Genomic DNA, 17876 nt, shown 5'->3' on the forward strand with positions numbered 1-17876 from the left:
TGCGAATTACCAAACGCTAAGACGTACTGACGAAACTTCAGCGAGGAGCACTCAGTGCTGGACGTGAACTTCTTCGACGAGCTGCGGATCGGATTGGCTAGCGCGGATGACATCCGCGCCTGGAGCCACGGTGAGGTCAAGAAGCCCGAGACCATCAACTACCGCACACTGAAGCCTGAGAAGGACGGTCTTTTCTGCGAGAAGATCTTTGGTCCTACCCGGGACTGGGAGTGCTATTGCGGAAAATACAAGCGAGTTCGCTTCAAGGGGATCATCTGTGAGCGCTGTGGGGTAGAGGTCACTCGCTCTGGCGTTCGGCGCGAACGCATGGGGCACATTGAGCTCGCCGCTCCGGTCACTCACATCTGGTACTTCAAGGGTGTCCCTAGCCGCCTCGGCTACTTGCTGGATCTTGCGCCGAAGGACCTTGAAAAGGTCATCTACTTCGCTGCATACATGATCACCTCGGTGGATGAAGAGGGTCGGCATCGGGATCTGCCCAGCCTTGAGGCTCAAATTGACGGTGAGAAACGCGTCATCGCAGCGCAGCGGGACTCTGACATTGAGGCACGCGCCAAGAAGTTGGAGACCGATCTCGCTGAGCTTGAAGCGGAAGGCGCTAAAGGCGACGTCCGGCGTAAGGTGCGTGAAGGCGCCGAGCGAGAGATGAATAACCTGCGGAAGCGGGCCGATGCTCAGATCGAGCGACTCGATCAGGTATGGGACCGCTTCAAGAACCTCAAGGTGCAAGACCTCGAAGGTGACGAGGTTCTTTACCGGGAGATGCGTGACCGCTACGGCATGTATTTCGAAGGCGGAATGGGCGCGGCTGCTCTGCAGAAGCGGCTCGAGACCTTTGACCTTGAGGCCGAATCTGAGTTGCTTCGCGAGATCATTGCCACTGGTAAGGGGCAGCGAAAGACTCGCGCGCTGAAGCGTCTGCGTGTGGTGACTGCGTTCCAGACCACTGGTAACACCCCGATGTCGATGGTGCTCGACTGTGTCCCAGTGATCCCTCCAGACCTGCGGCCGATGGTTCAACTCGATGGTGGTCGATTCGCCACCTCAGACCTCAATGACCTATACCGGCGTGTCATCAACCGTAATAATCGCCTGAAGCGGTTGCTGGATCTTGGGGCTCCTGAGATCATCGTGAATAACGAGAAGCGCATGCTGCAAGAGGCCGTCGACGCTTTGTTCGATAACGGGCGGCGTGGTCGCCCAGTGACCGGTCCAGGAAACCGGCCGTTGAAGTCCTTGTCTGACATGCTCAAAGGTAAGCAAGGACGATTCCGCCAGAACCTCTTGGGTAAGCGTGTTGATTACTCCGGTCGTTCGGTCATCGTTGTCGGGCCACAGCTGAAGCTGCACCAGTGCGGTCTGCCAAAGCAGATGGCACTCGAACTCTTCAAGCCATTTGTGATGAAGCGGCTGGTCGATCTTGACCACGCCCAAAACATCAAGTCTGCGAAGCGGATGGTCGAGCGTGCTCGTCCCGCAGTGTGGGATGTTCTGGAAGAGGTCATCACTGAGCACCCTGTGCTGCTCAACCGTGCTCCTACGCTGCACCGTCTCGGTATTCAGGCGTTCGAACCGCAGCTTGTTGAGGGTAAAGCGGTGCAGTTGCATCCGCTGGTCTGTGGAGCATTCAACGCTGACTTCGACGGCGATCAAATGGCTGTTCACGTTCCGTTGTCCGCTGAGGCTCAAGCCGAAGCGCGCATCTTGATGTTGTCCAGCAATAACATCCTTAAACCTGCCGACGGTCGGCCAGTGACCATGCCCTCGCAGGACATGATCATCGGCTTGTTCCATCTCACCAGCGAAGCGGTAGAAGGTAAGGGCAGCGGGCGGGCGTTCCGCAGCGAGGCCGAAGCGCGGATGGCTTTCGATTCATCGGAACTTGAGATTGGTTCGCTGATCACTATCAGGTTGCAGGATGTCGTTCCTCCATTGGGAATGGAGCTTCCCGAGGGAGTGGAGGTGGGTCCGGATGGACGGGTCGAAAGCCTCACCTTCCAGACAACCCTGGGTCGAGCGATCTTCAACCGCACACTGCCGCTGGACTATCCCTTTGTGGACGCACCTGTCGATAAAAAGCGACTTGGCGCCATTGTCAACGACCTTGCTGAGCGTTACAGCAAGGTGCAGGTTGCTGCAAGCCTGGACGCTCTGAAAGACGCAGGCTTCTACTGGGCGACCCGCTCGGGTACCACGGTGTCGGTATCGGATGTGGTCACGCCACCGCGCAAGATCGAAATTCTGGGTGGTTACGAAGCCAAAGCTGACAAAGTCCAGGTTCAGTACGAACGTGGTCTCATCACGGATGACGAGCGTCGTCAGGAATTGATCGAGATCTGGACGCAGGCGACGAACGAAGTCGCCAAGGAGATGGAGTCCAACCTTCCTCGCACCAACCCGATTTTCCGGATGGTGTCATCAGGTGCTCGCGGTAACTGGATGCAGTTGCGCCAGATTGCTGGTATGCGAGGTCTGGTGTCAAACCCCAAGGGTGACATCATTCCTAGACCAATTAAGTCGAACTTCCGTGAGGGACTCTCTGTTTTGGAGTTCTTTATTTCGACGCACGGTGCCCGTAAGGGTCTTGCGGACACCGCGTTGCGTACTGCGGATTCGGGTTATTTGACCCGGCGTCTCGTTGACGTATCGCAGGACGTCATTATCCGCGAAGATGACTGCGGTACAGACCGCGGTCTGGTCATGCCGATCGCGGTGCGTAACGCAGATGGGACTCTGTCGGCTCACGACGATGTAGAAACAAGCGTTTATGCGCGAACCCTCGCTGAGGATGTGGTCGATGCTGAAGGGACCGTTCTAGCAGAGGCGGGAATTGACCTCGGCGATGTCGTAATCGGTGAACTCGTAGCTGCGGGTGTGGAGAGCGTTAAAGTTCGTTCAGTTCTCACCTGCGACAGCCACGTCGGCACCTGCGCGAAGTGCTACGGGCGTAGCTTGGCCACTGGCAAGCTGGTGGATATCGGCGAAGCTGTCGGTATCATCGCTGCGCAATCCATCGGTGAACCCGGTACTCAGCTCACGATGCGGACCTTCCACACCGGTGGTGTTGCAGGTGACGACATTACTCAGGGTTTGCCTCGTGTCGTTGAGCTTTTTGAGGCGCGGACACCGAAGGGTGTTGCCCCAATCGCAGAGGCGGCAGGCCGGATTCAGATTGAGGAGACGGATAAGGCACGTAGAGTTCTGTTGACCCCCGACGACGGCTCGGAGGAACATGCGTACCCGGTGAGCAAGCGCGCCCGTTTGTTGGTCGCCGATGGTGATCATGTCGATGTTGGGGCCAAACTGATTCAAGGTGCAGTCGACCCGAAGCAGGTTCTTCGAATCCAGGGTCCTCGAGCAGTCCAAATGCACCTGGTGGATGAGGTGCAGAACGTGTATCGGCAGCAAGGTGTGTCGATTCACGACAAGCACATCGAGGTCATCGTGCGGCAGATGTTGCGTCGTGTCACGATCATTGAGGCAGGGGACGCAGAATTGCTTCCTGGTTCGATGGCTGAGCGCAGCGCGTTTGAGACGGAAAACCGTCGGGTCGTCTCTGAAGGCGGCCGCCCGGCCTCTGGTCGTCCTGAGCTGATGGGCATCACCAAGGCATCGTTGGCCACCGATAGCTGGCTGTCTGCAGCATCGTTCCAGGAGACCACGCGAGTTCTGACGGACGCGGCGATCCACGCCAAGAGCGATCCGCTACTCGGGCTCAAAGAAAATGTGATCCTCGGAAAGCTCATCCCTGCAGGTACGGGGCTTCCGCGGTACCGCAACGTCAAGGTTGAGCCGACTGAAGAAGCCAAGGCTGCGATGTACGCGATGCCTGACTACCACCAGTTCGACTACTCAGTGTTTGGGCCGGGCACCGGGGAAGCAGTCCGATTGGATGATGCCTCGTTGGGTCTTGACCGTGACTGAGTTCGCGACAACGTGGTGAGTCAGGACTTGTCTGGCGAGGCCTTGAGGATGTTTCTCCTGGCTGAGGGCTAAGTTCATGACGGTACTACCCACTGTGGGGGCTGACGCCAAAGGTGTCAGCCCCCACAGTGATGTGGGCCCCTCGTGTCACAGCCGCCATCTAGTAGCTCATGAGAGTGTGATAGTGGAGTCATCTGAAGGAATTTGGCTGCTGGGAGGCCACCCGGTAGGCTATTAGGGCATGTCCCGGGTCCACATGTCGGTTCGGGACGCCCTCCCGCCGGGCGGTCGGCCAGTCTTCAGTCCCCCCGTATCTCTAGGGGGTAGCTGGGGGACGGTGACAGTGCAGGTGAGAGCCTCTTCCTCATCCATGTAGTGAGAAAGAGCATCCAAGGAGGCCGACATAGATCGGCCATGACCAGCCACGGAGATTTCGTGCCTACGATTAACCAACTCGTCCGTAAAGGGCGCCAGGACAAGGCCAGCAAGGCCAAGACTCCTGCCCTTAAAGGCAGCCCACAGCGTCGTGGAGTGTGCACGCGCGTGTACACCACCACCCCAAAGAAGCCCAACTCGGCACTCCGCAAGGTTGCTCGTGTGAAGCTCACGTCGGGCATTGAGGTGACCGCCTACATCCCCGGAGTGGGACACAACCTCCAGGAGCACTCGATCGTGCTCGTGCGTGGGGGTCGTGTGAAGGACCTCCCCGGTGTCCGATACAAGATCATCCGTGGTTCCCTCGACACTCAGGGCGTGAAGAACCGCAAGCAGGCGCGTAGCCGCTATGGCGCGAAGATGGAGAAGAAGTAATGCCGCGCAAAGGACCCGCGCCGAAGCGTCCCCTCGTCGTTGACCCAGTTTATGGGTCCCCGTTGGTCACCCAGCTGGTCAACAAGATCTTGCTTGATGGCAAGAAGTCGATTGCCGAGCGGATCGTTTACGGTGCACTCGAAGGGTGCCGTGAAAAGACTGGCACCGATCCGGTAGTCACGCTCAAGAGGGCTTTGGATAACGTCAAGCCGACCCTCGAGGTTCGTAGCCGTCGTGTCGGTGGTGCAACCTACCAGGTTCCGGTAGAAGTTCGTCAGGGCCGATCTACTACGCTGGCGCTTCGCTGGCTGGTGGGCTACAGCCGTCAGCGTCGTGAGAAGACGATGACCGAACGCCTCATGAACGAAATTTTGGACGCGAGCAATGGTCTGGGTGCTGCTGTCAAGAAGCGTGAAGACACGCACAAGATGGCTGAATCCAACAAGGCCTTCGCGCACTACCGCTGGTAATCATTCCGAGTCGCCCGCTGCAGCTTGCGACATGGCGTGCTACAGCGGGCGAGCTCGCAAGCCGATACCCAATTCGGGTGTCAGAGCGCGACTACGACGACCACACGAGATGAGACGAGAAAACTAGTGGCTCTGGATGTCCTCACGGACCTGAGCAAGGTCCGCAACATCGGCATCATGGCGCACATCGATGCTGGGAAGACGACCGTCACCGAGCGCATCCTGTTCTATACCGGTATCAACTACAAGATCGGCGAGACCCACGATGGTGCCTCGACGATGGACTGGATGGAGCAGGAAGCGGAGCGTGGTATCACCATCACCTCTGCCGCAACCACGTGCTTCTGGAAAGACCACCAGGTCAACATCATCGACACGCCTGGCCACGTCGACTTCACTGTAGAGGTGGAGCGTTCGCTCCGCGTCCTCGACGGAGCTGTCGCAGTCTTCGACGGTAAAGAGGGCGTCGAGCCTCAGTCGGAAACCGTGTGGCGTCAGGCTGACAAGTACAACGTTCCGCGTATTTGTTTCGTCAATAAGATGGACAAATTGGGGGCGGATTTCTTTTTCACTGTCAAGACGATTGTAGATCGCCTTGGTGCAACGCCCTTGGTGATGCAGTTGCCAATCGGAGCGGAGAACACCTTTGCTGGCGTCATCGACTTGCTGTCGATGAAAGCTTTCGTTTGGCAGGGTGAAGTCCAAAAAGGCGAAGACTACGCGGTTCAGGACATCCCTGCGGATATGCGGGAGCAAGCCGAACAGTATCGCCACGAGCTTGTTGAGAAGGTCGCTGAAAGCGACGACGCTTTGATGGAGAAATACCTTGAAGGTGAGGAGCTCACCACCGAGGAAATCAAGGCCGCAGTTCGCAAGATGACGATTGCCTCAGAGGTATACCCCGTCTTCTGCGGTAGCGCTTTCAAGAACAAGGGTGTTCAGCCCATGCTGGACGCGGTTGTCGACTACCTTCCTGCGCCATTGGATGTGCCTGCCATTATCGGGCACGACCCCCGTGATGAGGAAAAGGAAGTTATCCGTCACAGCGACGCCAATGAGCCCTTCGCGGCCTTGGCGTTCAAGGTGGTCAGCCATCCCTTCTTTGGGCGTCTGACGTATGTCCGTGTTTACTCAGGTCACATTGCTGCCGGACAGCCGGTCTACAACTCCACGAAGCAGAAGAAAGAGCGCATTGGAAAGCTCTTCCAGATGCACGCTAACAAGGAAAACCCGGTCGACTCGGTGTCCGCAGGCCACATCTACGCGATGATTGGTTTGAAGGACACCACCACCGGTGACACCTTGTGTGACACGCAAGATCATGTGGTGCTGGAGTCAATGACCTTCCCGGACCCGGTTATCAATGTTGCCATTGAGCCAAAAACCAAGGGTGACCAGGAGAAGCTTTCAACGGCTATTCAGAAGCTCGCGGAAGAAGACCCCACATTCCAGGTGGAGCTTGACCAGGAAACTGGGCAGACCATTATCAAGGGAATGGGCGAGCTTCACCTCGACATTCTTGTTGACCGCATGCGGCGCGAGTTCAAGGTCGAGGCCAACGTAGGTAAACCTCAGGTTGCGTACCGTGAGACCATCCGCCGCAAGGTGGAAAAAGCTGAATATACGCACAAGAAGCAAACTGGTGGTTCTGGCCAGTACGCCAAGGTTCAAGTCACGATCGAACCTCTGGACACTGCAGAGGGTGAAATGTATGAGTTCACCAATGCTGTGACCGGTGGCCGCATCCCACGTGAGTACATTCCCAGCGTCGATCACGGCATTAAGGACGCCATGCAGGTCGGTGTCCTGGCGGGGTACCCCCTCGTCGGCATCAAGGCGACCCTCCTCGACGGCGCTTACCATGAGGTCGACTCCTCCGAGATGGCCTTCAAGATCGCTGGTTCCATGGTGCTCAAAGAAGCAGTGCGCAAGGCAGACCCGGTTCTGCTGGAGCCTATGATGGCTGTCGAGGTGCGTACGCATGAGGACTACATGGGAGATGTGATCGGCGACTTGAACAGTCGTCGCGGACACATTCAGTCCATGGAGGACATCAGCGGTGCCAAGTCCGTCAGGGCGCTCGTGCCGTTGTCGGAGATGTTTGGCTATGTCGGTGACCTGCGGTCGAAGACTCAGGGGCGGGCTAGCTACACGATGCAGTTCGACTCGTATGCCGAAGTTCCCAGGAACGTGGCAGACGAGATCGTCAAGAAGATGCGAGGCGAGTGAGGCGGGTAGACTCACCCGCTGACGATCTTCACATCGAAAACCAGTACCACCCCTCAAGTAAAGACGTCGCCACGTCCACCCTGGCGTACGGCGTTAGAACACCAAGTCCAACAGGAGGACCCCAGTGGCGAAGGCGAAGTTCGAGCGGACCAAGCCGCACGTCAACATCGGCACCATTGGTCACATCGACCACGGTAAGACGACGCTGACGGCGGCCATTACCAAGGTTCTGCACGACCAGTACCCGGACCTGAACCCCTTCACGCCGTTCGATCAGATCGACAAGGCACCTGAAGAGCGTCAGCGTGGTATCACGATCTCCATCGCGCACGTGGAGTACCAGACTGAGACGCGGCACTACGCCCACGTCGACTGCCCTGGTCACGCGGACTACGTGAAAAACATGATCACCGGCGCGGCGCAGATGGACGGCGCGATTCTCGTGGTCGCAGCTACCGATGGCCCGATGCCGCAGACGAAGGAGCACGTCCTTCTGGCTCGCCAGGTTGGTGTGCCCTACATCGTTGTTGCTCTGAACAAGACCGACATGGTCGACGACGAGGAAATCCTCGAGCTCGTCGAGATGGAGGTTCGTGAGCTGCTGTCGAGCTACGAGTTCCCCGGTGATGATCTTCCGGTCGTGAAGGTTTCGGCGCTCAAGGCTCTTGAGGGCGACCCGGAGTGGGCCAAGACCGTTCTCGAACTCATGTCTACGGTTGACACCTACATCCCCGAGCCGCAGCGTGAGACGGACAAGCCGTTCATGATGCCGATCGAGGATGTTTTCACCATCACGGGGCGTGGCACGGTTGTCACCGGCCGTATCGAGCGTGGAATCCTCAAGGTCAACGAAGAGGTCGAGATCGTGGGTATCCGCGAGAAGACCCAGAAGACCACGGTCACCGGCATCGAGATGTTCCGCAAGCTCCTCGACGAGGGACGTGCGGGAGAGAACGTGGGTCTGCTTCTCCGCGGTATCAAGCGCGAAGAGGTCGAGCGCGGTCAGGTCGTCTGTAAGCCGGCGTCCATCACGCCGCACACTGAGTTTGACGCCAGTGTGTACATCCTGTCCAAGGACGAGGGTGGCCGTCACACCCCGTTCTACGACAACTACCGTCCGCAGTTCTACTTCCGTACCACCGACGTGACCGGTGTGGTGCACCTTCCTGAGGGCACCGAAATGGTCATGCCCGGCGACAACACTGAGATGAAGGTTGACCTCATCCAGCCCATCGCTATGGAAGAGGGCCTTAAGTTCAACATCCGTGAAGGTGGCCGCACGGTCGGCGCTGGTCGCGTCACTAAGATCATCAAGTGATCTGAGCGGCACCGCTTGAGCGCAAGCGAGAGGGCCTGAGTGCATTGCACTCAGGCCCTCTCGCTGTTCGAGTTTTTAGGAACGGAAAATGTGCTGGTATCGGTTCATTCTCCGGCCTTCGGGGGTGCTGAACGTTGACTCGATAGACCAGCCAGCCCGTTGGTAAAACCGATTAACATGATCGTTCCCGTTGGCGTCTGTAGTCAGAAATGCTGAATCACATTGGCTAGAAGCGGCGCTCATCCATCGCGTAATCAGCTGTTGGCCAACTCCGCTGATGCGAATTGATGGATCAACGCAGATTGACGCTAGGAGTGCGCCATTCACCTGGCCGCCTGCCTCGCCTCGGTAGAAGAACCCACGAAGAAGCCTGGGAATCGCTCGAGGGTTCTTCAGGCTTGCTTGGGCGCTAGCTAGGGCAAAGGGGATGACCCTTTTTTTCACCAAACGGCTATAAAATCCATGCGGCTCGCTTGTTCCCACGCAAATCCCAGCAAGCGCGCCACTCGGATGAGTTGCTACGACTGATATTGACGACTCGTCATTAATGAATGCTCGGTAAAACTCAGTGAGGAACTGCTCCCCTAGCTGTGATAAGAAAAAATTTGGAAAAGCTGCAATATGCAATTTAGCGGCAGCTCGCGGGTCACTTTGCCGCAGCGATCTGTAGTGTAGCTGGTGCGGTGAGCTTAACAATTCGGCATCTGCTTGTGTCAGAGAAGCGGGATGATTCGACGAGCTCGCAGCGTTCTGTAGAAGTTTTTCAACATTTTCTACAGCTACTTTTTGTGAGAAATTCCGCAAGTAATACTTTCGGCCGTTCTCACCTTTGCGCTTGATGGCTAACCTTCCTGCCGACATGGCTGTCATTAATGTATTAGAGATACCTTCCGGGCTATTTTCATTGCATACCCAGCCGGCGTCGGCGTCACGAAGAATTTCAGCGGCATCTCCTTTTCCATTAAGTATCACGGCGCGACTAGATGCAAATGTGGATTGTGTTTTACTAGGGAGGGTAATCTGTGCGTGGGGATGGTCGTTTAGGCTGATATAACATAGGTCGGCAGTGGAGATCAGAGAGGTCATTTCCTGCTGCGGAACTCTCCCGATAAATCTGATATTCTGGCTCGCTATTTCAGAGGAAAGGGATCGCAATGATTGTTCTTCGGTTCCAGATCCTGCAATGATGGCAACGAAGCTTCCGTCTCGAGGGAGCATGGCGCATGCCTGAATCAGGGGACGGAGATTTTGGGCGACACCTAGTGCGCCAGCATAGAGAAGCACGGTGGCCTCTTCGGAGATCCCCAGTTGGGCACGCATGTTATCAGTAGTGGGGTAAAAAATATTTTCATCAGCCCACATGGGGACATAGTGGAGTTTATGTTCTGCTACCCCGCGTTCTTGCAACACTTTTCCTACTCCAGGCGAGATGTAAGCTACGCTATCGGCAGCGCCATACATGGCTTTACACCAATAGTTAAGGCCGCGAAGAACCTGGCTGCTAGCAGGTGATGTGGCTCGTCCGCTTGCCATCACTGTGTCAGGCCATAAGTCAAGAACATGTACTACGCTCGGCACGGATCGGAGATATTTAGCCGCCCACTGCGCCGGTCCAACAGTGATGGGGGAGTAGTTGACCCACAGCGCATCCACGTCCGAAAAAATATGAGGAGCTGCAATGAGGGCTGAAGTTCCAAAGGTAGAGTAATTCGCGATTCGGTGAACTGCACTGGCATCGTGGCTTGGGTATAGAGGTACGCGGTGTACAGTCACCCCACCCATTTTTTCTGTGATAGCTCGAGTGGCTTTATATCCCTCATGGACTTCACCAGTAGGGTAGTTGGGGATTCCGGTAAGGACTCGGACATCGTGACCTCGTTCGGCGAGTCCTCTCGCCAGAACTCCTGGTAGCGCCGCGGGTCCTGGCTCGGGGTCGTACCACTGCGTCAGTAATCCAATTTTCATGAACAGCCTCCGTGGCTTCCGCTCCCACCCTGATAGGGGAGACCCAGGAAAGCGTAGTCAGGCTGGTCCTCTGCTGACGCGGACCTGCGGCGACCGCAGCTACCGGCACGTCTGGGGTGGTGAGATGCCCTCGAGGCAATCCACTGACTTCAGGATTTGGATCTGTAGGTGGTGTTCTGGCACTATGGACCGGTTGCTTGACATGCGATGCGGGCTTACCGTGCCCCGTCGCAGTCCCTTGCTGAGAGGTTACTAGCAGCCGAGTCCGGCCCATGCGGTTGATGCTCGGTAGGGAGTGTCGGGCTTCGGAGGCACTCGCTAATACCGAGCAACACAGAAGTCAACAGGTGAATCAGATTGTCGGCATCTGTGTAGCTGTAAAAGCGACACGCCCGACCCCGGGGGTCGGACGTAAGCCCCGATTATCCGAAAGAAGTGGAACGACGAGAGAGAGTCAGACGAAGCGATGGCGGGACAGAAGATCCGCATCCGGCTGAAGTCGTACGACCACGAGGTCATCGACAGCTCGGCGCGCAAGATTGTCGACACGGTCACCCGCGCCGGCGCCACTGTGGTGGGCCCCGTGCCGCTCCCGACGGAGAAAAACGTCTTCGTCGTCATCCGGTCGCCCCACAAGTACAAGGACAGCCGTGAGCACTTTGAGATGCGCACACACAAGCGTCTGATCGACATTGTCGACCCGACGCCGAAGGCTGTCGATTCGCTGATGCGGCTCGACCTGCCGGCTGATGTGAACATCGAGATCAAGCTCTGAAGGACGCACCCATGACTAACGCTGCTGAGCGCACCGTTACCGGCGTGCTGGGCGAGAAGCTCGGAATGACCCAGGTGTGGGACGCCGACAATCGCCTTGTCCCGGTAACCGTCATCAAGGCCGGTCCGTGCGTCGTGACCCAGGTTCGCAGCCTGGAGAGCGACGGCTACGCTGCCGTCCAGTTGGGATTCGGCGCTATTGACCCTCGTAAGGTCAACAAGCCTGAGACCGGACATTTTGAGAAGGCTGGTGTAACGCCTCGCCGTTACCTAGTCGAAATTCGGACTGCAGACGCAACCGAATACACCCCAGGACAGGAACTTACCGTCGAAGCCTTTGAGGCTGGTGCGAAGGTTGATGTCTCGGGAACTACAAAGGGTAAGGGTTTTGCCGGTGTCATGAAGCGTCACGGCTTCTCCGGCGTAAGCGCCTCTCACGGTGCCCACCGCAACCACCGCAAGCCGGGATCGATCGGAGCTTGCGCGACTCCAGCCCGAGTGTTCAAGGGCGTTCGGATGGCTGGTCGCATGGGTGGAGTTCGCCAGACGACGCAGAACCTGACGATTCACGCCGTGGACGTGGAGAAGGGCCTGCTGCTGATCAAGGGGGCTGTGCCTGGTCCTCGTGGTGGCGTGGTTCTGGTCCGCACGGCTGCCAAGGGAGCCTGACGCGATGACGACCATTGACATTCTTACTGCTGTCGGAGAGAAGAGCGGTTCCATCGAACTGCCAGCTGACATCTTCGATGCTCAGACCAACGTCCCCTTGATTCACCAGGTCGTCGTAGCCCAGCTGGCTGCTGCACGGCAGGGAACACACGCCACCAAAACACGCGGTGAAGTCCGTGGTGGTGGCAGGAAGCCTTACCGGCAGAAGGGAACTGGTCGTGCCCGCCAAGGGTCGACTCGTGCTCCCCAGTTTGCTGGTGGTGGTACCGTGCACGGCCCTCAGCCGCGTGAGTACAGCCAACGCACTCCCAAGAAGATGAAGGCGGCAGCTCTTCGAGGCGCACTCTCTGATCGGGCTCGCCACGGCCGGATTCACTGTGTGACTGATTTTGTCGGTGGTGAAACCCCCTCGACAAAGTCAGCGGTGCAGTTGCTCACCAAGGTGAGCGACCGTCGCAACCTGCTAGTGGTGCTGGGCAGGGAGGAAGAGAACGCTTGGTTGAGCGTTCGGAACATCGCTGCGGTGCACGCGCTGATGGCTGACCAGCTCAACACGTATGACGTGCTTTGCGCTGACGACATCGTCTTCTCCGAAGCGGCACTCCGTTCCTTTATCGCTGACCGCGCCAAGGCCGGAGCGAAGGGCACTGACGAGGAGGCTTCCAAGTGAGCAACTTGAACAAGGACCCGCGAGACATCCTGTTGAAGCCGGTCGTCTCAGAAAAGTCTTACAGCCTGATGGATGAGGGTAAGTACACCTTCGTGGTGGACCCTCGGGCGAACAAGACCGAGATCAAGATCGCAGTTGAGTCGATTTTCAAAGTGAAGGTTGCTTCGGTCAACACTCTGAATCGTCAGGGGAAAGCCCGTCGTACCAGGTTTGGAATCGGTCGTCGTAAGGACACCAAGCGCGCGATCGTCACCCTCAAGGAAGGCTCGATCGACATCTTCGGCACGGCGAGCGCCTGAACGAGGACTGAGGACTAGACATGGGTATCCGAAAGTACAAGCCGACGACTCCGGGTCGTCGCGGTGCAAGCGTGGCGGACTTCGTCGAGATCACGCGTTCCACACCGGAAAAGTCTCTGGTGCGTCCGCTGGCTAAGACCGGTGGCCGTAACAACCAAGGCCGTATCACCACCCGGCACATCGGTGGTGGACATAAGCGGGCCTACCGTGTGATCGACTTCCGTCGTCACGACAAGGATGGCGTGCCGGCAAAGGTCGCTCACATTGAATACGACCCGAACCGCACCGCCCGAATCGCACTGCTCCACTATGTGGATGGGGAAAAGCGCTACATTTTGGCGCCGAACCGACTTCAGCAGGGTGACCGTATCGAGAATGGTCCCGGTGCTGATATCAAGCCTGGAAATAACCTTCCGCTGCGCAACATTCCGGTGGGTACCGTAATCCACGCTATTGAGCTCCGCCCCGGTGGTGGCGCGAAAATTGCTCGAAGCGCGGGAGCCCGAGTTCAACTCGTGGCTAAGGATGGTCCTTACGCACAGTTGCGTATGCCTTCCGGTGAAATTCGAAATGTGGATGTGCGCTGCCGCGCGACGATCGGTGAGGTCGGTAACGCAGAGCAGAGCAACATCAACTGGGGCAAGGCTGGCCGCATGCGCTGGAAGGGCAAGCGCCCAACGGTCCGAGGCGTAGTCATGAACCCGGTTGACCACCCCCATGGTGGTGGTGAGGGACGTACTTCTGGTGGACGCAACCCGGTGAGCCCTTGGGGGCAGCCAGAAGGGCGTACCCGCCACCCCAAGAAGGAGAGCGACAAGCTCATCGTCCGTCGTCGCCGCACCGGCAAGAAGCGCTGATAGGAGCCTGGAGACATGCCGCGTAGCTTGAAGAAAGGCCCTTTCATCGACGATCACCTTCAGAAGAAGGTTGACGCCGCGAACGAGGCCAACAGCAAGAACGTCATCAAGACCTGGTCACGGCGATCCGTGATTGCTCCTGATTTTCTGGGGCACACCTTCGCAGTGCACGACGGCCGGAAGCACGTGCCGGTTTTCGTGACCGAGTCCATGGTCGGCCACAAACTCGGTGAGTTTGCTCCGACTCGGACCTTCAAGGGCCACGTGAAGGACGACAAGAAGGGGCGTCGTCGCTGATGCCTACTGAAAGCAAGGACAACGTGATGGAAGCCACTGCGCAGGCGCGTAATGTGCGGGTCACGCCTATGAAGGCCCGTCGTGTCGTGGACCTGATCCGTGGCAAGCAGGCCGTTGAAGCGCTTGCAGTGCTGCAGTTTGCTCCGCAGTCCGCCAGCGAGCCCGTGCGGAAATGCCTCGCTTCAGCGATGGCCAACGCGCGAGTTAAGGCTGACAAGGAAAGCGTCGCTTTTGATGAGCGGTCGCTAGTTGTCACCACAGCTTTTGTGGATGAGGGGCCGACGATGAAGCGGTTCCAACCGCGAGCACAGGGACGGGCGTTCCGCATTAATAAGCGAACCTGTCACATCACCCTGGTAGTCAGCCAGCCCCAGTCCAAGGGAGGTGCCCGCTGATGGGCCAGAAGGTTAGCCCCCACGGTTTCCGTCTGGGTATCACCACGGAACACAAGAGCCGCTGGTTCGCAGACAGCACCAAGAGCGGTCAGCGTTACCGGGACTACGTCAAAGAAGATGTGGCTATTCGCAAGCTCATGTCCACTGGGATGGAGCGTGCAGGTATTAGCCGCGTTGAAATTGAACGCACCCGTGACCGCGTTCGTGTGGATATTCACACAGCACGTCCGGGCATCGTCATCGGACGTCGCGGCGCTGAAGCTGATCGCATTCGCGGTGAACTCGAAAAGCTCACCGGTAAGCAGGTGCAGCTCAACATCCTCGAGGTGAAGAACCCCGAGATGGACGCTCAGCTCGTGGCCCAGGGCATTGCTGAGCAGCTATCTGCTCGTGTCTCATTCCGCCGCGCCATGCGTAAGGGGATGCAGTCCTCGTTGCGCGCTGGGGCCAAGGGCATTCGGGTGCAGTGCTCTGGACGTCTGGGCGGAGCTGAAATGAGCCGGTCTGAGTTCTATCGTGAGGGACGGGTTCCGCTCCACACCCTGCGAGCTCAGATTGACTACGGCTTCTATGAGGCCAAGACGACCTTTGGACGTATCGGCGTCAAGGTTTGGATCTACAAGGGCGACATGACCGCCAAAGAACTGGCGGCTCAACAGGCTGCAGCGCCGAGCCGGCCCTCCCGTGGTGCAAGGAGCGATCGGCCCTCCCGCGGACGTCGTGGGTCTGACCGTGGCAGCCGCACTCCCGCAGCTGTTGAGGAAACCGCTGCAGCCGAGGCGCCCGCGACTGTCAGTGAGGGAGCTGAATCCTGATGTTGATTCCCCGTCGAGTCAAACACCGTAAGCAGCACCACCCCGACCGCCATGGAAAGGCAAAGGGTGGTACCACTGTTGCGTTCGGTGACTTTGGGATCCAGGCTTTGGAGCCTGCTTACGTGACTAACCGGCAGATTGAGTCGGCACGTATTGCTATGACCCGTTACATCAAACGTGGCGGTAAGGTCTGGATCAACATCTACCCAGACCGTCCCTTGACCAAGAAGCCTGCTGAAACCCGCATGGGTTCAGGTAAGGGTTCACCTGAATGGTGGATCGCAAATGTCAAGCCCGGGCGCGTCATGTTTGAGCTTTCCGGTGTGTCCGAGGAGGTGGCGCGCGAGGCTATGCGTCTTGCGATGCACAAGCTTCCGATGAAGTGCCGCTTCGTTCGGCGTGAGGGTGGTGACATCTGATGGCGATCGGTTCCAAGGACCTGGCAGCTGAAGCGCTGCGTGAACTGTCGGAAGACAAACTCGTCGATGAGCTTCGCAAAGCGAAGGAAGAACTCTTCAACCTTCGTTTTCAGTCGGCCACCGGGCAGCTGGAGAACCATGGACGTTTGCGGGCTGTTCGTCGGGACATCGCGCGCATTTACACGATCATGCGAGAGCGCGAGCTGAACATCGGAGGCGCGAAGTAATGGCGGACAACACGCAGACTGAAGGTTCTGTCACTGAGCGGAACTCCCGAAAGACTGCCCAGGGCTACGTCGTCAGCGACAAGATGGACAAGACCGTTGTGGTCGAAGTCGAGGACCGCGTCAAGCATGCTCTCTACGGAAAAGTTATGCGGCGGACCAACAAGCTCAAGGCTCACGACGAGCAAAACGAGTGCGGCGTCGGTGACCGAGTTCTTCTCATGGAGACTCGACCACTGTCCGCTAGTAAGCGTTGGCGCGTCGTTGAAATTCTTGAGCGCGCTAAGTAAGCCTTCTGCGAGCAGGTGCTGAGCAACAGTACCTGTATCGCGAAACCCCAAGATCCGTTCCGCAAGGCTCGCCCGTTAATCAATACGGAGAGAACCAGCGCGACGACAGGAGTGAGAAGTGATTCAGCAGGAGTCGCGACTGCGTGTCGCCGACAACACGGGTGCCAAGGAGATTTTGTGCATCCGTGTCCTCGGCGGCTCGGGTCGACGGTACGCCGGTGTGGGCGATGTCATCGTCGCAACTGTCAAGGACGCCATTCCCGGTGGAAATGTCAAAAAAGGGGATGTCGTCAAAGCGGTTGTCGTCCGCACCAAGAAGGAGCGGCGCCGTCCCGACGGTTCGTACATCAAGTTCGATGAGAACGCGGCTGTCATATTGAAAAACGATGGTGACCCGCGTGGCACTCGTATCTTTGGCCCCGTGGGGCGTGAGTTGCGAGAGAAGAAGTTCATGAAGATCATCTCGCTAGCTCCGGAGGTGCTCTGAGACATGGCGAAAATGAAGATCAAGAAAGGTGACCTCGTGCAGGTCATCACAGGCCGTAAGCAGGACAAGGGCGGTGACCGCGGTAAGCAGGGCAAGGTCATCGAGGTCTACCCTGAGACCAACCGTGTTCTGGTTGAGGGCATCAATCGAGTGACGAAGCACACCAAAGCTGGAGCAACAGCACGCGGCTCCCGCACCGGCGGACTCGTTCACACTGAGGCCCCTATTCACGTGAGCAATGTTGCGATCGTCGACCCTGAGACGAAGAAACCAACCCGAATCCGGACTCGTTTGGAGACGGTGACTCGCGAGGGCCGGGAGAAGACGGCTCGTATCCGTGTGTCTGTGCGCTCGGGGAAGGACCTCTGATGACTGAGAACACCGTCTCTGAAACGCCCGTTGCGCGCCTGAAGGTTCGGTATCGCGAAGAGATTCGCCCTGCTCTCCAGAGCGAGTTCTCTTATTCAAACGTGATGCAGGTTCCCGGCGTGACTAAGGTCATCGTCAACATGGGTGTCGGAGAGGCTGCACGTGACAGCAAGCTGATCGAGGGAGCTATCCGAGATCTGACTGCGATTACGGGACAGAAGCCGCTTGTCACTAAAGCCCGCAAGTCAATTGCGCAGTTCAAACTGCGTGAGGGTATGCCAATTGGCTGCCACGCAACATTGCGAGGCGACCGTATGTGGGAATTTCTCGACCGTCTTGTGACAGTTGCTCTTCCACGTATCCGTGACTTCCGCGGACTTTCACCGAAGCAGTTTGACGGACGCGGAAACTACACCTTCGGCCTGAACGAGCAGTCGATGTTCTATGAAATCGATCAGGACCGCATCGACCGTGTCCGAGGCATGGACATCACCGTGGTGACTACAGCGGTGACCGATGACGAGGGCCGCGCGCTCCTGCGCCACCTCGGCTTCCCGTTCAAGGAGAACTGATC

At 57.7% G+C, this 17876-nt stretch carries 20 protein-coding genes; 19 read left to right on the forward strand and 1 reads right to left on the reverse strand.

From position 1 onward, the window contains the following. The first annotated feature begins 54 nt into the window (after positions 1-54). From KEM60_RS09275 to tuf, 5 genes are all read left to right on the forward strand, one after another. On the forward strand, positions 55-3945 hold the full coding sequence (locus KEM60_RS09275) for a DNA-directed RNA polymerase subunit beta' (protein WP_219107231.1): 3891 nt from the start codon (positions 55-57) through the stop codon (positions 3943-3945). Positions 3946-4380: 435 nt separating this feature from the next. Next, positions 4381-4755 (forward strand): 30S ribosomal protein S12, encoded by a 375-nt coding sequence (gene rpsL, locus KEM60_RS09280; RefSeq protein WP_219107571.1) that lies wholly within the window; start codon positions 4381-4383, stop codon positions 4753-4755. Then, on the forward strand, positions 4755-5225 hold the full coding sequence (gene rpsG / locus KEM60_RS09285; RefSeq protein ID WP_219107232.1) for a 30S ribosomal protein S7: 471 nt from the start codon (positions 4755-4757) through the stop codon (positions 5223-5225). Before rpsL ends, rpsG begins: the two co-directional genes overlap by 1 nt. Positions 5226-5351: 126 nt before the next feature. Beyond that, positions 5352-7454, forward strand: a complete 2103-nt coding sequence (gene fusA / locus KEM60_RS09290; protein WP_219107233.1) for an elongation factor G — start codon at positions 5352-5354, stop codon at positions 7452-7454. 124 nt (positions 7455-7578) lie between these two features. Continuing rightward, on the forward strand, positions 7579-8772 hold the full coding sequence (gene tuf / locus KEM60_RS09295) for an elongation factor Tu (RefSeq protein ID WP_219107234.1): 1194 nt from the start codon (positions 7579-7581) through the stop codon (positions 8770-8772). Between the two features lie 75 nt (positions 8773-8847). Here tuf and KEM60_RS09300 read toward each other — a convergent pair whose 3' ends face one another. Further along, the gene (locus tag KEM60_RS09300; protein WP_219107235.1) at positions 8848-10737 is read right to left on the reverse strand and encodes a GNAT family N-acetyltransferase; all 1890 of its coding nucleotides are present in this window, start codon (positions 10735-10737) and stop codon (positions 8848-8850) included. 466 nt (positions 10738-11203) lie between these two features. On the opposite strand from KEM60_RS09300, the gene rpsJ reads away from it, so the two are divergent. The 14 genes from rpsJ to rplE all read left to right on the forward strand — a co-directional run bounded on the left by rpsJ (position 11204) and on the right by rplE (position 17874). Beyond that, the gene (rpsJ, locus tag KEM60_RS09305; protein ID WP_006502853.1) at positions 11204-11512 is read left to right on the forward strand and encodes a 30S ribosomal protein S10; all 309 of its coding nucleotides are present in this window, start codon (positions 11204-11206) and stop codon (positions 11510-11512) included. 11 nt (positions 11513-11523) lie between these two features. Continuing rightward, a complete protein-coding gene (gene rplC, locus KEM60_RS09310; RefSeq protein ID WP_219107236.1) occupies positions 11524-12180 on the forward strand; it encodes a 50S ribosomal protein L3 in 657 nt (218 codons plus the stop codon). Between the two features lie 4 nt (positions 12181-12184). Then, the gene (rplD, locus tag KEM60_RS09315) at positions 12185-12850 is read left to right on the forward strand and encodes a 50S ribosomal protein L4 (protein WP_219107237.1); all 666 of its coding nucleotides are present in this window, start codon (positions 12185-12187) and stop codon (positions 12848-12850) included. Beyond that, positions 12847-13149: a 50S ribosomal protein L23 gene (gene rplW, locus KEM60_RS09320; RefSeq protein ID WP_219107238.1), complete on the forward strand. Its 303-nt coding sequence runs from the start codon at positions 12847-12849 to the stop codon at positions 13147-13149. Before rplD ends, rplW begins: the two co-directional genes overlap by 4 nt. 20 nt (positions 13150-13169) lie before the next feature. Then, a complete protein-coding gene (rplB, locus tag KEM60_RS09325) occupies positions 13170-14006 on the forward strand; it encodes a 50S ribosomal protein L2 (protein WP_219107239.1) in 837 nt (278 codons plus the stop codon). A 15-nt stretch (positions 14007-14021) separates the two neighbouring features. Next, positions 14022-14303: a 30S ribosomal protein S19 gene (gene rpsS / locus KEM60_RS09330; RefSeq protein ID WP_219107240.1), complete on the forward strand. Its 282-nt coding sequence runs from the start codon at positions 14022-14024 to the stop codon at positions 14301-14303. Positions 14304-14329: 26 nt separating this feature from the next. Then, on the forward strand, positions 14330-14698 hold the full coding sequence (gene rplV / locus KEM60_RS09335; protein WP_219107572.1) for a 50S ribosomal protein L22: 369 nt from the start codon (positions 14330-14332) through the stop codon (positions 14696-14698). Continuing rightward, positions 14698-15513 carry a 30S ribosomal protein S3 gene (gene rpsC, locus KEM60_RS09340; protein WP_219107241.1) on the forward strand — a complete coding sequence of 272 codons (816 nt, stop codon included), beginning with the start codon at positions 14698-14700 and terminating at the stop codon, positions 15511-15513. The genes rplV and rpsC overlap by 1 nt, the downstream gene beginning before the upstream one ends. Next, the gene (gene rplP, locus KEM60_RS09345) at positions 15513-15932 is read left to right on the forward strand and encodes a 50S ribosomal protein L16 (protein WP_219107242.1); all 420 of its coding nucleotides are present in this window, start codon (positions 15513-15515) and stop codon (positions 15930-15932) included. The genes rpsC and rplP overlap by 1 nt, the downstream gene beginning before the upstream one ends. Beyond that, complete coding sequence (rpmC, locus tag KEM60_RS09350) at positions 15932-16159, forward strand: 50S ribosomal protein L29 (protein ID WP_219107243.1); 228 nt, start codon at positions 15932-15934, stop codon at positions 16157-16159. Before rplP ends, rpmC begins: the two co-directional genes overlap by 1 nt. Further along, on the forward strand, positions 16159-16446 hold the full coding sequence (gene rpsQ / locus KEM60_RS09355; RefSeq protein WP_219107244.1) for a 30S ribosomal protein S17: 288 nt from the start codon (positions 16159-16161) through the stop codon (positions 16444-16446). Before rpmC ends, rpsQ begins: the two co-directional genes overlap by 1 nt. A gap of 118 nt (positions 16447-16564) precedes the next feature. Beyond that, complete coding sequence (rplN, locus tag KEM60_RS09360; protein WP_219107245.1) at positions 16565-16933, forward strand: 50S ribosomal protein L14; 369 nt, start codon at positions 16565-16567, stop codon at positions 16931-16933. Positions 16934-16936: 3 nt separating this feature from the next. Then, complete coding sequence (gene rplX / locus KEM60_RS09365) at positions 16937-17302, forward strand: 50S ribosomal protein L24 (RefSeq protein WP_219107246.1); 366 nt, start codon at positions 16937-16939, stop codon at positions 17300-17302. Beyond that, on the forward strand, positions 17302-17874 hold the full coding sequence (gene rplE, locus KEM60_RS09370) for a 50S ribosomal protein L5 (RefSeq protein ID WP_219107247.1): 573 nt from the start codon (positions 17302-17304) through the stop codon (positions 17872-17874). Before rplX ends, rplE begins: the two co-directional genes overlap by 1 nt. Positions 17875-17876 lie beyond the last annotated feature (2 nt).

This window comes from Austwickia sp. TVS 96-490-7B, assembly GCF_019331795.1.
In the GTDB taxonomy this organism is placed as follows: Bacteria; Actinomycetota; Actinomycetes; order Actinomycetales; family Dermatophilaceae; genus Austwickia.

Coding starts and splice junctions, on each gene's coding strand:
- rpsG (WP_219107232.1), top strand. CDS start 4,755: ATGCCGCGCAAAGGACCCGCGCCGAAGCGTCCCCTCGTCGTTGACCCA.
- KEM60_RS09300 (WP_219107235.1), bottom strand. CDS start 10,737: ATGAAAATTGGATTACTGACGCAGTGGTACGACCCCGAGCCAGGACCC.
- rpsJ (WP_006502853.1), top strand. CDS start 11,204: ATGGCGGGACAGAAGATCCGCATCCGGCTGAAGTCGTACGACCACGAG.
- rplC (WP_219107236.1), top strand. CDS start 11,524: ATGACTAACGCTGCTGAGCGCACCGTTACCGGCGTGCTGGGCGAGAAG.
- rplD (WP_219107237.1), top strand. CDS start 12,185: ATGACGACCATTGACATTCTTACTGCTGTCGGAGAGAAGAGCGGTTCC.
- rplB (WP_219107239.1), top strand. CDS start 13,170: ATGGGTATCCGAAAGTACAAGCCGACGACTCCGGGTCGTCGCGGTGCA.
- rpsS (WP_219107240.1), top strand. CDS start 14,022: ATGCCGCGTAGCTTGAAGAAAGGCCCTTTCATCGACGATCACCTTCAG.
- rplV (WP_219107572.1), top strand. CDS start 14,330: ATGGAAGCCACTGCGCAGGCGCGTAATGTGCGGGTCACGCCTATGAAG.
- rpsC (WP_219107241.1), top strand. CDS start 14,698: ATGGGCCAGAAGGTTAGCCCCCACGGTTTCCGTCTGGGTATCACCACG.
- rplP (WP_219107242.1), top strand. CDS start 15,513: ATGTTGATTCCCCGTCGAGTCAAACACCGTAAGCAGCACCACCCCGAC.
- rpmC (WP_219107243.1), top strand. CDS start 15,932: ATGGCGATCGGTTCCAAGGACCTGGCAGCTGAAGCGCTGCGTGAACTG.
- rpsQ (WP_219107244.1), top strand. CDS start 16,159: ATGGCGGACAACACGCAGACTGAAGGTTCTGTCACTGAGCGGAACTCC.
- rplX (WP_219107246.1), top strand. CDS start 16,937: ATGGCGAAAATGAAGATCAAGAAAGGTGACCTCGTGCAGGTCATCACA.
- rplE (WP_219107247.1), top strand. CDS start 17,302: ATGACTGAGAACACCGTCTCTGAAACGCCCGTTGCGCGCCTGAAGGTT.